This window comes from Methylophilus sp. 'Pure River', from assembly GCF_046765995.1.
Taxonomy (GTDB): Bacteria; Pseudomonadota; Gammaproteobacteria; order Burkholderiales; family Methylophilaceae; genus Methylophilus.
In genome coordinates, this window is sequence record NZ_JBKOUE010000002.1 from 222,909 (window position 1) to 238,465 (window position 15,557).

At 50.3% G+C, this 15,557-nt stretch carries 13 protein-coding genes; 12 read left to right on the forward strand and 1 reads right to left on the reverse strand.

The window, feature by feature from the left end:
• Positions 1–6 precede the first annotated feature (6 nt).
• From atpA to ACIDE9_RS03390, 10 genes are all read left to right on the forward strand, one after another.
• A complete protein-coding gene (gene atpA / locus ACIDE9_RS03345; protein WP_024930194.1) occupies positions 7–1,548 on the forward strand; it encodes a F0F1 ATP synthase subunit alpha in 1,542 nt (513 codons plus the stop codon).
• Between the two features lie 29 nt (positions 1,549–1,577).
• On the forward strand, positions 1,578–2,447 hold the full coding sequence (atpG, locus tag ACIDE9_RS03350) for a F0F1 ATP synthase subunit gamma (RefSeq protein ID WP_194752515.1): 870 nt from the start codon (positions 1,578–1,580) through the stop codon (positions 2,445–2,447).
• 67 nt (positions 2,448–2,514) lie between these two features.
• Positions 2,515–3,951: a F0F1 ATP synthase subunit beta gene (gene atpD, locus ACIDE9_RS03355; RefSeq protein ID WP_411992686.1), complete on the forward strand. Its 1,437-nt coding sequence runs from the start codon at positions 2,515–2,517 to the stop codon at positions 3,949–3,951.
• 71 nt (positions 3,952–4,022) lie between these two features.
• Complete coding sequence (locus ACIDE9_RS03360) at positions 4,023–4,448, forward strand: F0F1 ATP synthase subunit epsilon (protein ID WP_411992688.1); 426 nt, start codon at positions 4,023–4,025, stop codon at positions 4,446–4,448.
• 73 nt (positions 4,449–4,521) lie between these two features.
• Complete coding sequence (gene glmU, locus ACIDE9_RS03365) at positions 4,522–5,892, forward strand: bifunctional UDP-N-acetylglucosamine diphosphorylase/glucosamine-1-phosphate N-acetyltransferase GlmU (RefSeq protein WP_411992690.1); 1,371 nt, start codon at positions 4,522–4,524, stop codon at positions 5,890–5,892.
• A 4-nt stretch (positions 5,893–5,896) separates the two neighbouring features.
• A complete protein-coding gene (gene glmS, locus ACIDE9_RS03370; protein WP_411992692.1) occupies positions 5,897–7,732 on the forward strand; it encodes a glutamine--fructose-6-phosphate transaminase (isomerizing) in 1,836 nt (611 codons plus the stop codon).
• Between the two features lie 100 nt (positions 7,733–7,832).
• Complete coding sequence (locus tag ACIDE9_RS03375) at positions 7,833–9,053, forward strand: EAL and HDOD domain-containing protein (protein WP_411992694.1); 1,221 nt, start codon at positions 7,833–7,835, stop codon at positions 9,051–9,053.
• Positions 9,054–9,168: 115 nt separating this feature from the next.
• Entirely contained in the window at positions 9,169–9,633 is a 465-nt protein-coding gene (locus ACIDE9_RS03380) for an Hsp20 family protein (RefSeq protein WP_411992696.1), read from the forward strand.
• Positions 9,634–9,752: 119 nt separating this feature from the next.
• Positions 9,753–11,417 carry an energy-dependent translational throttle protein EttA gene (gene ettA, locus ACIDE9_RS03385; RefSeq protein WP_194752509.1) on the forward strand — a complete coding sequence of 555 codons (1,665 nt, stop codon included), beginning with the start codon at positions 9,753–9,755 and terminating at the stop codon, positions 11,415–11,417.
• Between the two features lie 189 nt (positions 11,418–11,606).
• A complete protein-coding gene (locus ACIDE9_RS03390) occupies positions 11,607–11,942 on the forward strand; it encodes a YegP family protein (protein WP_024930186.1) in 336 nt (111 codons plus the stop codon).
• Between the two features lie 17 nt (positions 11,943–11,959).
• Here ACIDE9_RS03390 and ACIDE9_RS03395 read toward each other — a convergent pair whose 3' ends face one another.
• The gene (locus ACIDE9_RS03395; protein ID WP_411992698.1) at positions 11,960–12,778 is read right to left on the reverse strand and encodes an SDR family oxidoreductase; all 819 of its coding nucleotides are present in this window, start codon (positions 12,776–12,778) and stop codon (positions 11,960–11,962) included.
• A 60-nt stretch (positions 12,779–12,838) separates the two neighbouring features.
• Here ACIDE9_RS03395 and ACIDE9_RS03400 point away from each other — a divergent pair, with 60 nt between their 5' ends.
• Positions 12,839–13,213, forward strand: a complete 375-nt coding sequence (locus tag ACIDE9_RS03400) for a DUF6394 family protein (RefSeq protein ID WP_019880750.1) — start codon at positions 12,839–12,841, stop codon at positions 13,211–13,213.
• A gap of 60 nt (positions 13,214–13,273) precedes the next feature.
• Positions 13,274–14,935, forward strand: coding sequence for a potassium channel family protein (locus ACIDE9_RS03405; protein WP_411992843.1), 1,662 nt, complete (start codon positions 13,274–13,276; stop codon positions 14,933–14,935).
• The last annotated feature ends 622 nt before the right edge of the window (positions 14,936–15,557 follow it).

Sequence of the window (15,557 nt, forward strand, 5' to 3'; positions counted from 1 at the left end):
AATTAAATGCAGTTATCTACATCAGAGATTAGCGAGCTCATTAAGAGCCGTTTGGAAAACTTCTCTACTTCTGCGGAAGCCCGTACTCAGGGTACCGTGATTTCCGTAACAGACGGCATTGTGCGTATCCATGGCCTGTCTAACGTGATGTCCGGCGAGATGATTGAGTTTCCAGGCAACACTTTCGGTCTGGCATTGAACCTGGAGCGTGACTCCGTAGGTGCCGTGGTATTGGGTGATTACGAGCACATTACAGAAGGTGATACCTGTAAATGTACAGGCCGTATTCTGGAAGTGCCAGTCGGTCCGGAACTGATTGGTCGCGTAGTGAACGCGCTGGGTCAGCCTATTGATGGCAAAGGTCCGGTTAACGCCAAACTGACTGACAAAATTGAAAAAATTGCGCCAGGCGTGATTGCACGTAAATCTGTGTCACAACCAGTGCAAACTGGCCTGAAGTCTATCGACTCCATGGTACCAGTTGGCCGTGGCCAACGTGAATTGATCATTGGTGACCGTCAGACTGGTAAAACAGCTGTTGCCGTTGATGCAATTATCAACCAAAAAGGTCAGAACATGACTTGTATCTACGTTGCGGTTGGCCAAAAGGCTTCAACCATTGCCAACGTGGTACGTAAACTGGAAGAGCACGGCGCGATGGCTTACACCATTATCGTTGCGGCTTCTGCTTCTGACTCTGCTGCCCTGCAATTCCTGGCACCTTATGCCGGTTGTACTATGGGTGAATACTTCCGTGACCGTGGCCAAGATGCATTGATCGTTTACGATGACTTGTCCAAACAAGCGGTTGCTTACCGTCAGATTTCCCTGTTGCTGCGCCGTCCACCAGGCCGCGAAGCTTACCCAGGTGATGTGTTCTACATCCACTCACGTTTGTTGGAGCGTGCTGCTCGCGTGAACGAAGAGTATGTTGAAAAATTCACTAACGGTGAAGTTAAAGGTAAAACAGGTTCATTGACTGCATTGCCAGTGATTGAAACCCAAGCCGGTGACGTGTCTGCATTCGTTCCAACCAACGTGATTTCGATTACTGATGGTCAGATTTTCCTGGAAACTGACTTGTTTAACGCGGGTGTTCGTCCTGCGATCAACGCCGGTATTTCTGTGTCTCGCGTGGGTGGTGCTGCACAAACTAAAATCATCAAAAAACTGGGCGGTGGTGTACGTCTGGCTTTGGCGCAATATCGTGAACTAGCTGCGTTTGCGCAGTTTGCTTCCGACTTGGACGAAGCTACCCGTAAACAACTGGACCGCGGTCGTATGTTTACCGAGTTGATGAAACAGGCACAATATGCGCCATTGAACGTGGCAAACATGGGTGTAAGCTTGTTTGCAGCGAACAAAGGTTTCTTTGATGACGTGCCAACCAACAAGGTATTGGCATTTGAAAATGCATTGCATGGTTTCCTGAACTCCAAGTACAAGAACATCATTGATGCTATCGAGTCCAGCAAAGATCTGAGCGGTGATAACGAGAAAGCATTGGAAGCTGCGATTCAAGATTTCAAAGCAACCAATGCTTATTAATCTCTGACACTTCGACTTAGGAACCTAATATGGCAGGTAGTAAAGAGATTAGAACCAAGATCAAGAGTGTAGAAAATACACGCAAGATCACCAAGGCGATGGAGATGGTAGCCGCCTCTAAAATGCGTAAAGCGCAAGACAGAATGCGTGCTTCCCGCCCCTACGCGGATAAAATCCGTAACGTGGCGGCTCACCTCTCCTTTGCACAATCCGAGTATCGTCATCCGTTTTTGATTAAACGTGACGTGGTGAAAAATGTCGGCCTGATTGTGGTCAGTTCAGACAAAGGCCTGTGCGGCGGTTTGAATACCAACGTATTGCGTTTGTCACTGAACCAGATGAAAGCCTGGGAAGCTGAAGGCAAAGGCATCAGCGTTAGCGCAATCGGTAACAAAGGCTACGGCTTTATGAACCGTATCGGCGCGCAAGTGAAATCCCATATCACTGGCTTGGGCGATACTCCGCATCTGGAAAAGTTGATCGGTACCATCAAGGTCATGCTGGATGCGTACATCGCTGGTGAAATTGATCAGCTTTACATCTGCTATACCAAATTCATCAACACCATGAAGCAAGAGCCGACCATGCAACAATTGTTGCCATTGACCGGTGAGCAACTGGGCAGCCCGAATGGCCATTGGGATTACATCTATGAGCCTGAAGCAAAACCAGTGGTAGATGAGTTGATGACGCGTTATATCGAGTCACTGATTTACAACGCAGTGGCCGAAAACATGGCGTCCGAGCAATCTGCCCGTATGGTGGCGATGAAATCTGCTTCCGATAACGCGAAGAGCGTGATTGGCGAGCTGAAACTGGTATACAACAAAGCCCGTCAGGCAGCGATTACCAAAGAGATTTCAGAAATCGTCGGCGGTGCGGCAGCGGTTTCCTCCTAAGGCGCGTGCTTTAAAAGCATCGTGAAAGAATTCAATTAGATCTGACTCATACAGTTAGGAAAAGAAAATGGCAAAGGCAAATCAAGCAGTAACAGGTAAAGTAGTGCAGTGTATTGGCGCTGTGGTTGACGTGGAATTTCCACGCGATCAAATGCCTAAAGTATTCGATGCATTGATTATTGATGCAAAAGACAGCAATGCAGAAGCCGGTTTGACACTGGAAGTGCAGCAGCAATTGGGCGACGGCGTGGTCCGTACCATTGCCATGGGCTCTTCTGACGGTTTGGCACGTGGTACCACATTCAAAAACACAGGTGCAGCGATCTCTGTACCAGTGGGTGAAGGTACTTTGGGCCGTATCATGGACGTATTGGGTCGCCCAATCGATGAAGTGGGTCCAATTGATTCACAAGAATTCCGCTCTATCCACCAGAAAGCTCCCGCTTTCGAAGAGCTGTCACCATCTGTTGACCTGTTGGAAACAGGCATCAAGGTGATTGACCTCGTTTGCCCGTTTGCTAAAGGCGGTAAAGTGGGTCTGTTCGGTGGTGCGGGTGTAGGCAAGACCGTTAACATGCTGGAACTGATTAACAACATCGCTAAACAGCACTCCGGTTTGTCCGTATTTGCTGGTGTAGGTGAGCGTACCCGTGAAGGTAACGACTTCTACCACGAAATGGCAGATGCAGGCGTCATCAAGCTGGACAACATGAAAGAGTCCAAAGTAGCGATGGTGTTCGGTCAGATGAACGAGCCTCCAGGTAACCGTCTGCGTGTTGCTTTGTCTGGTTTGACCATGGCTGAAAAATTCCGTGACGAAGGCCGTGACGTGTTGTTCTTCGTGGACAACATCTACCGTTACACCTTGGCTGGTACTGAAGTATCTGCGTTGCTGGGCCGTATGCCTTCAGCCGTAGGTTACCAACCTACCCTGGCTGACGAAATGGGCCGTTTGCAAGAGCGTATTACCTCTACTAAAGTCGGTTCTATTACTTCTATCCAAGCGGTTTACGTGCCTGCGGATGACTTGACTGACCCATCTCCAGCAACGACTTTCCAACACTTGGACTCGACAGTTGTGTTGTCACGTGACATCGCTTCCCTGGGTATCTACCCAGCGGTTGACCCACTGGACTCTACTTCACGTCAGCTGGATCCACTGGTGGTTGGTGAAGAGCATTACTCTGTTGCACGTTCCGTACAAGCAACATTGCAACGCTACAAAGAGTTGCGTGACATTATCGCGATTTTGGGTATGGACGAACTGTCTCCAGAAGACAAACTGGCAGTGGGCCGTGCACGTAAAATCCAACGTTTCCTGTCACAACCTTTCCACGTGGCTGAAGTGTTTACTGGCGCTCCAGGCAAATACGTACCACTGAAAGAAACCATCAAAGGCTTTAAAGCGATTGTGGCTGGTGAATACGATCACTTGCCAGAGCAAGCGTTCTACATGGTGGGTGGCATTGAAGAAGCCGTTGAAAAGGCTAAAACACTGAACTAATGGTTGCCGGTGCAGGCAGGCTTAAACCTGCTTGCATCAAAAATCTTCAGTGATATAGAAAAGAGAACATTATGGCAAATACAGTGCATATCGATGTTGTGAGTGCCGAAGAGTCCATCTTCTCTGGTGAAGCCGAGTTTGTGGTTGCACCAGCTGGCGCAGGTGAAGTGGGTATTTATCCACATCACGCACCGATGATTACCACCATCAAGCCAGGCGCATTGCGTATCAAGCAAACTGCCGAGCAAGAAGAGACGGTGATTTATATTTCCGGCGGCATGATGGAAGTACAACCAGGACTGGTAACAGTGCTGGCGGACACCGCAATTCGTGGCCAGGATCTTGATGAAGCAAAAGCCATCGCAGCGAAAGAAGCCGCAGAAGAAGCATTGCGTAACCGTTCTTCAGAGATCGATTACGCAGCTGCCCAGGCTGAATTGGCAGAAGCGATCGCACAAATCCAGGCAATCCAGAAATTGCGTAAATCTGTGCACTAGATTCCTGTGGAGTCTGGCAATAAAACAGGCGGCTTTCGAGCCGCCTTTTTTGTTTCTGAGATAAAATAACAGCATGACTGATTTGAATATCGTAATTCTCGCTGCGGGTAAAGGCACACGCATGCGATCAGACCTGCCTAAGGTGCTGCATGCGGTGGGGGGCAAGCCTATTCTGCATCATGTGATTGATGCGGCCCGCCAGCTGAATCCGCAAACCATCACGGTGGTGTATGGCTTTGGCGGCGAACAAGTACAACAACAGACGCCTGGTGATGACCTGCAATGGGTATTGCAGGCAGAACAACTGGGTACCGGCCATGCTGTACAACAAGCCCTGCCCACCTTGCCTGATCATGGTAAAACACTCATTCTGCTAGGGGATGTGCCACTGGTCGATGTGGCGGCTTGTCGTGACATGTTGACGCAAGCCGATCAGCACCTGGTGGTGCAGACGTTTATCAAGGCAGACCCCAGTGGTTATGGCCGTATTGTGCGTAATGACAAGCATGAAGTCGTCGCCATTGTCGAGCATAAAGATGCCAGTGAGGCCCAGCGCGCAATACAGGAAGTGAATACCGGCATTATGGCGATGCCGAATGTACAGTTGAAACATTGGTTGGCTAATATCAGCAACCAAAATGCGCAACAGGAATATTATTTAACCGATATCATCGCCCTCTCCGTTAATGAGGGCCGGGCGGTGTTACCGCATGTGGTCGCCGACGCCTGGTCGGTCACCGGCATTAACTCCAAACTGGACTTGCAGCAAATCGAGCGTGAGTACCAACTGCGCCAGGCAACAGCGCTGATGACACAAGGCGTGACCTTGCTGGATGCGCAGCGTATTGATATCCGTGGCGCATTACAATGCGGCCGTGATGTGTTGATTGATGTGAACTGCGTCTTTGAAGGCCAGGTCACGCTTGAAGATGATGTACAGATTGGCCCGCATTGTGTGATTAAGGATGCCGTGATCGCCAAAGGCACGCGCCTGGCGGCATTTACGCATATTGATGATGCCAAGGTCGGCCCGGGCAGCAAAGTCGGCCCGTTTGCACGCTTACGCCCTGGTACGCAGTTAGCCGCAGAGACACATGTCGGCAATTTTGTTGAAATCAAAAATGCCACCGTGGGCGTCGGCAGTAAGGTCAATCATTTGACTTACGTGGGCGATGCCAGCATTGGTGCCAATGTGAATATCGGCGCCGGCGTGATCACTTGTAATTATGACGGGGCGAACAAACATAAAACCATCATTGAGGATAATGTGTTTGTCGGCTCCGATACCCAATTAGTTGCGCCAGTGACTGTGGGCCATGGGGCAACGATTGCAGCAGGCTCAACCATTACCAAAGATGTGCCGGCAGATAGCTTAACGCTGTGCCGTGCGCGGGAACAACGGTCAATTCAGGGATGGAAACGTCCACAAAAGGTGAAAAAATAAGCGTATGTGCGGCATTGTCGGTGCGGTCTCCAATAGAAATATCGTTCCACTCCTGATCGAGGGCTTAAGCAGGCTCGAATATCGTGGCTATGATTCAGCCGGGATTGCCGTGCTCAATCAAACCATAGAACGCGCTCGCGCTGTCGGGCGTGTGTCCGAGCTGCAGTTAAAAGCAGAAGGCATGCATAGCCAGATTGGTATCGGCCACACGCGCTGGGCCACGCATGGTGGCGTCACTGAGCAAAATGCGCACCCGCACGTTTCTCCTGCGCAAGACAACGCACAGATTGCAGTCGTGCATAATGGCATTATCGAAAATCACGACGAACAACGTGATCGCTTGAAAGCACTGGGTTACCAGTTTTACTCACAAACAGATACTGAAGTCATCGCACATCTGGTGCATTACTATTACCAGCAAAACCAGGACTTGTTTACAGCCGTTAAACAGGCCATTGCCGAATTAACCGGTGCCTATGCCATCAGTGTGATTGCGCTGGATAATCCGCAGCAAATGGTGGTCGCCCGCCTGGGTTGCCCGTTGCTGATTGGCCTGGGTGACGGTGAAAATTTTGTCGCGTCTGATGTATCTGCCGTGCTCTCTGCGACCCGTAAAGTCATTTACCTGGAAGATGGTGATGTAGCAACGATGCAAACCGATGCCGTGATGATTATCGACAAACGTGGCGAGGTGGCTGAACGTAAAGTGCATCTGAGTGATGTGTCACTAGCCTCGCTGGAACTCGGCCCTTACAGCCACTTTATGCAAAAAGAAATCCACGAGCAACCACGTGCGATTAGCGATACGATTGAAGCGCTGATTGACGATGGCGCGTTCAGGAGTGAGTTGTTTGGCCAATCAGCCGCGAGCATTTTTTCACAGATTGATAGCGTACTGATCTTGGCGGCAGGCACCAGTTATTACGCAGGCCTCACGGCCAAATACTGGTTGGAAAGCATCGCCAAAATTCCAACCTCGGTTGAGATCGCCAGTGAATACCGCTACCGCGAGTCCGTGCCTAATCCTAAACAGCTGATTGTCACGATCTCGCAATCTGGCGAAACGCTGGATACCATGGAGGCGCTCAAACATGCGCAGAAACTGGGCCACGAACATAGCCTGGCGATTTGTAATGTACAGGAAAGCGCGATTCCACGGGCTTCGTCATTGATCTTTTACACGCGTGCTGGTGCTGAAATCGGTGTGGCCAGTACCAAGGCATTCACCACGCAGTTGATCGCACTGTTTGTGCTGGCTGTCACTTTAAGCAAAGCACGTGGCTTACTGAGTGCGGCACAAGAGCAGCAATACTTATCCGACTTGCGCCAACTGACAGGTGGCGTGCAGATTGCCTTGAATCTGGAGCCGCAAATCCGCGAATGGGCACACCGTTTTGGGGATAAAGAACATGCTTTGTTCCTGGGGCGCGGCGTGCACTTCCCGATTGCGATGGAAGGTGCACTTAAACTCAAGGAAATTTCCTATATTCACGCTGAAGCCTATCCGGCTGGTGAGCTCAAACACGGTCCGCTGGCACTGGTGGATAGCAATATGCCGGTAGTGGTGATTGCCCCTAATGATGCTCTGCTGGAGAAGGTCAAATCCAACATGCAGGAGGTCAAAGCACGTGGTGGCGAGCTGTTTGTGTTTGCCGATGCCGACAGTCACTTTAAAGAGTCTGAAGGCGTGCACGTGATCCGCACGCCGCGCCATGTCGGTGTGCTCTCGCCTATTTTGCATGCGATTCCAGTACAGTTGCTGGCTTATCATGCGGCTTTACTCAAAGGCACCGATGTGGACAAACCACGTAACCTGGCCAAGAGTGTCACCGTTGAGTAAGTAATAAAGGTAAAAAGCCCCGACATTCGGGGCTTTTTTCAAATAAGAAAACGGCTAGTATCCCTTATACTGATAGTAGATGCTCATCAGAAAGGCAGTCATGTCCACGTCACAACACAGTATTATCGGTCGCCAGCCGATTGTTAACAGTCAACAAGAGATTATCGGCTATGAGTTCTTTTTCAGGAACAATAGCAATGGCAGCCATGCGCCATTTGAAGAAGATATTCAAACCTGTGCCAAGATTCTCTCTACGACCATTGATGAGATGCAGGACAACTGGTTGTTAGGACAACAGCTGGCTTTTATCAACGTCGACCATGTCATGCTCGGCAGTGTATTTTTGGAGCTGATGCCTGCTGAAAAAACTGTTTTAGAGGTGGTGCATACAGTAGATGTGACCCCCGAGATCATTGCACGTTGCCGTGAACTCAAAGAAGCCAAATTCAGGATTGCGCTGGATAACCCGCAACACCACCCGCAGTTAGAGGCATTGATTCCCTACGCAGATTATATAAAGCTGGATATGCGAAATGTGGATATTGCACAAGCGACACAGTGGCTCAAAAAATATCAACCGACAGGTTGCAAACTGATTGCTGAAAAAGTCGAGCAGACTGCCCAGTTTGATAGCTTGCTTGAGGCAGGTTACCAGCACTTCCAGGGTTATTTTTACGCCAAGCCGGAAAACCTCAATAGCAAAGTCATTAACCCAAGTTTTGACGGCGTGCTGCATTTGTTAAACCTGGTCAGCCAGGAGGCGGACAACAAAACCATAGAAAATGGTTTCAAACGCGATACTACCCTGAGTTACAAGCTGCTGCGCTACATCAATTCTGTGGGCTTTGGCTTGTCCTGCGAGGTACAGTCAATTGGCCATGCACTGACTATTTTGGGCCGCAATCAGTTATACCGCTGGTTAACGTTATTGATGGTCACCGCTGGCAATAACAGCAGCTCCCCTGCCCTGATGAAAACATCCATTACCCGTGGCCGTTTGACCGAGCTGCTGGGCGAGCCTTTCTTTGAGAAACGTGACCGCGACAATCTGTTTGTGGTGGGCGTGTTTTCCTTGCTGGATGTGATGCTGAAAGTACCCATGGACAAGGTGCTGGAAAAGTTGCAGTTGCCAGAGACTATTGTAGATGCTTTGACCAAGCGTGAAGGTATTTTTGGCCCTTTCCTCAAGCTGACAGAAGCGTGTGAAGATGCCAACAGCGAGGAGATTTTACAACTGGCGGCAATGCTGCAACTAGACCCTGACAAAGTGAATCAGTGCCATATGGATGCCTTGGCCTGGACGGAGGCATTGGGTATTTAACCTGCTCGCTGGCCCTTGAAAAAATAAAGCGTATTCCCATATTGAAAATACAGATGCTTGCAGTTTGAGGTCTGAAATTCATGTTAATCGCTTTATTTTTACAAGGATCAACTTTATGCGTACTTATGACTTAAGCCCTTTCTACAGAACCGCCATTGGTTTTGACCGCCTGGCTAAAATGCTCAACGAAAACCAGCGTAGTGAAAACGAAATCAGCTATCCACCTTATAATATCGAACTGGTCGACGAAAACGCCTACAAAATTGTGATGGCAGTCGCCGGTTTTCAGCAGCATGAGCTGGAGATTGAAACCGAACACCAGGCGTTGCGTGTGACTGGCCGCAAAGCGAAAACTCAACAGGAAACTACCTTTTTGCACCGTGGGATCGCCACGCGTGATTTTGAACACAAGTTCCAGCTGGCTGACCATGTCAAAGTGACTGGTGCCAATCTTGAAAACGGCCTGTTAACCATTGCCCTGCTGCGTGAAATCCCTGAGGCCTTGAAGCCACGAAAAATCCAGATCGGCACGCAGGCGCAAACCAATCCTAGCTTTATTGAACAACGCGCCGCAGCATAAGTGTTTAAGTTAAAAAGGGCCGAAAGGCCCTTTTTTCATGCCGAATACTTTTATCTACAAGCTAATTTTGACCGCGCGTATTAAAATACGCACTTTCAATCACCGTCCCGGAATTTCTCATGGCGCAATATGTGATGTCCATGCTCCGCGTGAGCAAAATCGTGCCGCCCAAACGGCAAATCATTAAAAATATCTCTTTGTCATTTTTCCCGGGTGCCAAAATCGGCCTGCTGGGTTTAAATGGCTCCGGTAAATCCACTGTGCTGCGCATCATGGCGGGTGCCGATAAAGAGTACGAAGGCGAAGTGCAATGGCAGCCTAATTTGTCCATTGGCTATTTGCCGCAAGAGCCTCAGCTGGATCCGGACAAGACTGTGCGTCAGGAAGTCGAAGCTGGCCTGGGGGCGATTATGGAAGCCAAGCAAAAGCTGGAAGAAATCTACGCCGCCTATGCTGAGCCTGATGCTGATTTTGACAAGCTGGCCGAAGAACAGGCCAAGTATGAAAATATCCTCGCTGCCAGTGGTAGTGATGTTGAGCAACAATTGGAAATCGCTGCTGATGCGCTGCGCTTGCCGCCGTGGGATGCCATGATAGGCCCGTTGTCTGGCGGTGAAAAGCGCCGTGTGGCTTTGTGTAAATTGCTGCTCTCCAAACCGGACATGTTGCTGCTGGATGAACCGACCAACCACCTGGATGCGGAATCTGTGGAGTGGCTGGAACAGTTCCTGGTGCGCTTCCCGGGTACCGTAGTGGCTGTTACCCATGACCGTTACTTCCTCGATAATGCGGCTGAGTGGATCTTGGAACTGGACCGTGGCGAAGGCATTCCGTGGAAAGGCAATTACTCCAGTTGGTTGGAGCAAAAAGAAGACCGTTTAGCCCTGGAACAGAAACAGGAAGATGCTCACCGCAAAGCCATGAAGCAGGAGCTGGAGTGGGTGCGCCAGGGTGCTAAGGCCCGCCAGAGCAAGAGTAAAGCGCGTCTGGCCCGTTATGAAGAAATGTCCAGCGTTGAATACCAGCGCCGTAACGAAACCCAGGAAATCTTTATTCCGCCAGGTGACCGCTTGGGTAATCAGGTCATTGAGTTCAACAATGTGTCCAAAGGCTTTGGTGACCGTCTGCTGATTGATAATTTATCATTCAGCTTGCCGCCAGGCGCGATTGTTGGTGTCATCGGCCCTAACGGTGCCGGTAAGTCGACGCTGTTCCGTATGTTGCAAGGTCAAGAGCAGCCAGATAGTGGTGAAATCATCACCGGGCCTACCGTCAAGTTGGCAGCAGTCGATCAGACCCGTGACGGCCTGGATAACGATAAAACCGTCTTCGAGGCGATTTCTGGTGGCCTGGATGTGTTGAGCGTCGGCAAATTTGAAATGCCTAGCCGGGCCTATATTGGTCGCTTTAACTTCAAAGGTGGTGATCAGCAGAAGATTGTTGGTCAGTTGTCTGGCGGTGAGCGTGGCCGGTTGCATCTGGCGAAAACCCTGATTTCCGGCGCCAACGTCTTGCTGCTGGATGAACCGTCAAACGATCTCGACGTGGAAACCCTGCGTGCGCTGGAAGACGCCCTGCTGGAATTTGCCGGTTGCGTATTGGTCACCTCGCATGACCGCTGGTTCCTGGATAGGATTGCGACGCACATCCTGGCGGCGGAAGGTGATTCACAATGGACCTTCTTTAACGGTAACTACCAGGAATACGAAGCCGACAAGAAAAAACGGCTGGGTGAAGAAGGTGCTAAACCCAAGCGTATTCGTTACAAACCTATTACGCGCTAACTTAAAAGCCCATTCGATTGAATGGGCTTTTTTATGGCGAATGTTAAGGGATGTTGTAAATCATCCACAGCCGCATTTTTCAACATCTTTTAAAAAGGGCGGTTCTTTACAAAGATGAGCAGAAATCGCAAGATGAATCTGGAATCGTTGTAAGAATTTCTTTATTGATGATAGACAGAGGAGCGAGCGATGGCAGGTTGGTTTGAACTAACAAAAAGTGATGCAAACGGTCAATTCAGTTTTGCATTGAAGGCGGGTAATGGTGAGCAGATTCTTAAAAGCGAGCAATATACCACCAAGGCCGCGGCACAAAACGGCATTGAGTCTGTGCAGAAAAACAGTCCGCTGGATGAGCGTTACCAGAAGCTGACGGCCAAAGATGGTCGACCTTATTTCAATTTGCTGGCAGGCAATAGCCAGGTCATTGGCACCAGCCAGATGTACTCTGCGGAAGCTGGGCGTGATAATGGCATTGCTTCGGTGAAAACCAATGGTTCAACCGAAACGATTAAAGATTTGACCTGATCCGGTCAGTGTCGTGATTAAAGCCTCGCTTTGTGCGGGGCTTTTTTCATGATGAAGTCCCACACGCATGCAGGTAATAATCGCATCAGACGCGCGACGATGCCCATTTGCCACGGAATCACAGTAAAGCGGCGTTGTGCGGCAATCGCCCGCACGGCTTTGCGCGCAAACACATCGGCATCCATTAAAAACGGCATGGGGTAAGTATTGATATCGGTCATTGGCGTGCGGATATAACCCGGGGCAATGGTGGTGACAGCGATGCCGTATAGTTGCATTTCGACGCGCAGGCTTTCGAGGTAGGTGATCGCCGCAGCCTTGCTGGCACTATAAGCACCCGAGCCTGGCAGGCCACGGATACCGGCGACGCTGGCAATGCCAACCAATTGCGCAGGCTCACCTTTGGCCGCACTGGTTTTCATAGCCTCGATCAGAGGTTGGAAGGTGTGTACCAGGCCCATGACATTGGTTTCAAACACGGCTTGAAATGCCGGGATGTCTTCGGCAAATTCGGTTAAGGTGCCACGGCTGACACCGGCATTGCCGATAACGATGTGCGGCGTACCAAAGCGGTGTAAAAAGTCCTGAGCCATGGATTGCATTTGCTCGGCGACACGCACATCCACGCAATAAATGACGCAGGTGGTTTGATATTGTTGTTTTAAGCTGTCTACCAGCGTTTGCAATGCGGCTTCGTTTCTGCCGCACAAAGCCAGCACCAGTTTCCCGCCATATTCTCTGGCGTAGGCAGCAGCCATGGCTGCTCCTAGGCCGCTGGAGGCGCCGGTAATTAAAATACGCATGGCAGGCACAGGATTTTGTGACATAAAAAACATCGGGGTAAACAAATTTTAATCGGGTAGAATGCCATAAAACAATCGTCGGGGGAAACCTAAATGAATTTGGAAAAAGTGATTTTTGGCTTTTTTATTATTCTGGCCATGACACTCAATTTTGGTTTTTTTGTAGGCGAGATTGATAATCCGCAACATCACTTGCATTACGAGTTATATGTGGCGATTGTGGTGAACCTGATTGCCACCGTGCTCAAGTTTGGCGACCGTACCCAGATTGGCGCGATTCACCTGGCGACCAGCCTGGTGGCTGACATACAACTGATTGCCGCCGCGATTATCTGGGTGGTGGCAGGGAGCAAAGGCGCCGAGCCCGAGGTGATTGTGGGCATTGTTTCTTTGTCTGGCGGTGCTTTCCTGGCTAATATCACCTCAGTGATTTTGCTGATTTACGAAACCGTCACCTTGCGCCGCTAAGGTGCAGCAACGGGGACAGTCGTGAGTCTCAATCAAATCATCTTCCTGATTTTGCGGCGCATGCGCGCGCCGCTGCTCATGGTCATTATTAGCTATGCGATCGCGCTGATTGGTTTTGTACTCATCCCAGGTATGGATGATCATGGTCAGCCTTATCGCTACGGTTTTTTTGATGCGTTTTATATCCTGAGCTACACCGCCACCACCATTGGTTTTGGTGAAATCCCCTACCCGTTCACCACGCATCAACGCTTGTGGATGACTTTTTCGATTTACCTGACGGTCATTTCCTGGTTTTATGCCATCGGCGCGATTATTGCCCTGTTTCAGGAATCGGCCTTAAAGCTGGCATTTAAAAACGCCATGTTTCAGCGCGATGTGCGCAACCTGATGGAACCGTTTTACCTGATTTGCGGCTATGGCGAAACCGGTGGTGAATTGGTGCGGGCGCTGGATAAAAATGAATTGCGTGTGGTGGTGCTGGAAATTTCGCCGGAGCGTATCAATGAACTGGAAATGACCGATTACCAGTTCTATGTTCCGCATTTGTGTGCAGACGCCAAATTGTCAGAAGTGTTGCTGTATGCCGGCATTAAAAACCCGATGTGTCGTGGGGTGGCCGCGCTGACCGATGATGACCATGCCAACCTGGCGATTTCGGTGGCTGTGAAGCTGATCAAGCCCGATTTGCCGGTGCTGGCACGCGTGCAGAATGACGTGATTGCCGCCAATATGGCCTCGTTTGGCACTGACCGCATTATTAACCCTTACAATATTTTTGGCGAACATCTGGCCATGCGCCTGAACGCGCTGGGTACTTATTTGTTGCACGAATGGCTGACCAGGGCGCCGGGAGATGCGATTGCCACGCCAGCGCCGGTGCCGCAAGGGCATTGGATTGCCTGTGGTTTCGGTCGTTTTGGCAAGTCAGTTGTGAGCAGCCTGCAAAATGGTGAGATGCATGTCACCGTGATTGAGGCCGACCCGCAAGGCACGCAATGTGAGGACTGTATTATCGGCAGTGGTGTGGAATCGCATATTTTGCAGCAGGCCGGGGTAGAAAATGCGGTGGGTATCGTTGCCGGCACAGACAATGATATTAACAACTTGTCGATCGTGATGACGGCGCTCGAACTGAATCCGAAGCTATTCGTCATCATCCGCAAAAACAAACGGCATAACGATCCCCTGTTTCAGCACTTTAATGCCGATATCACTATGCAACCCAGCGATGTGATTGCGCATACCTGCTTGTCTTATATGGTGTCGCCCATGCTGGCGGAGTTTCTGGTGACTGCGCGGCATCAGGGCAACGCCTGGGCCAATGCTGTCATTGCGCAACTGGTTTCAAAATTAGGCGAGCAAGTGCCTGATACCTGGGACATCACCATTGCGGACGACATGGCGGTAGCCGTGTGCGCGCTGATGGAGCAAGGCATACTGCCTGCACTTAAACATTTGATGATGCGTCCGGCTGGGCAGCAGCGACATGAAATGCCGGTGGTACCGCTGATGCTGGTGCGCGGTGAGCAAAAGATGTTATTGCCGGAGTTATCTACGCCCTTGCAAATTGGCGACACGATTTTGTGTTGTGGCCTGGACCAGGCTAAATCGATACAGCGTTTTGTGATGCATGATATTAAGACGCTGCATTACCTGGTGACGGGGACGGAGATGCCGGAAACCTGGATTGGGCGTTGGCTTAAGGCTGGTGGGCGCTAGAGTGTTTTAGTTTGAATGATTGTGTAAGGTGATTGGGGCGTTGCTTTTCGCCTTTTTGGCGAGTTACTTTTCTTTGCTTGCCCAAAGAATAAGTAACCAAAAGAAAGTGCACCCCAGCTTCCGCTTATTTCCTGCGCTACTCGGCTTGCCGGGCGTCCATCGAAACTCGCCCTGACAAGCCACACAGAACGTGGCTTGTAGCGGAGCTCGAACAGCCGATGGCCGAATACTCCCGTCAACCCTGCGTTGCTCGGCGCGGCAGATGGGGACCCCGAACACCATGCGACTGCGACCGTCGATCGATTAAGAAAAAATTGTTTTTTTGAACTGTCCGAACTTCGCCAATGTGAGTTTTGCGAGATAAATCCCATCCCATCACGCTGAGTAGCGGAGACAAAACAAGAGAGAAGGGAGCGACTGTCTGAGCACCGCGGCAGCTTGCGTAGTGTGCAAGCTGCTAGGGCGAGTTTCGTGACCGCTTATTTTGTTGAGCAACGCAAGGACGCCGCAGGCCGTGATGGCTGGGTGCCCTCCTCTTTGGTTACTTTCTGAGGGGCAAGCATCAGAAAGTGACTCGCCCAGAGGCGAAAGAAAAGCTATCACTCAATAAAAATGCTAGTAG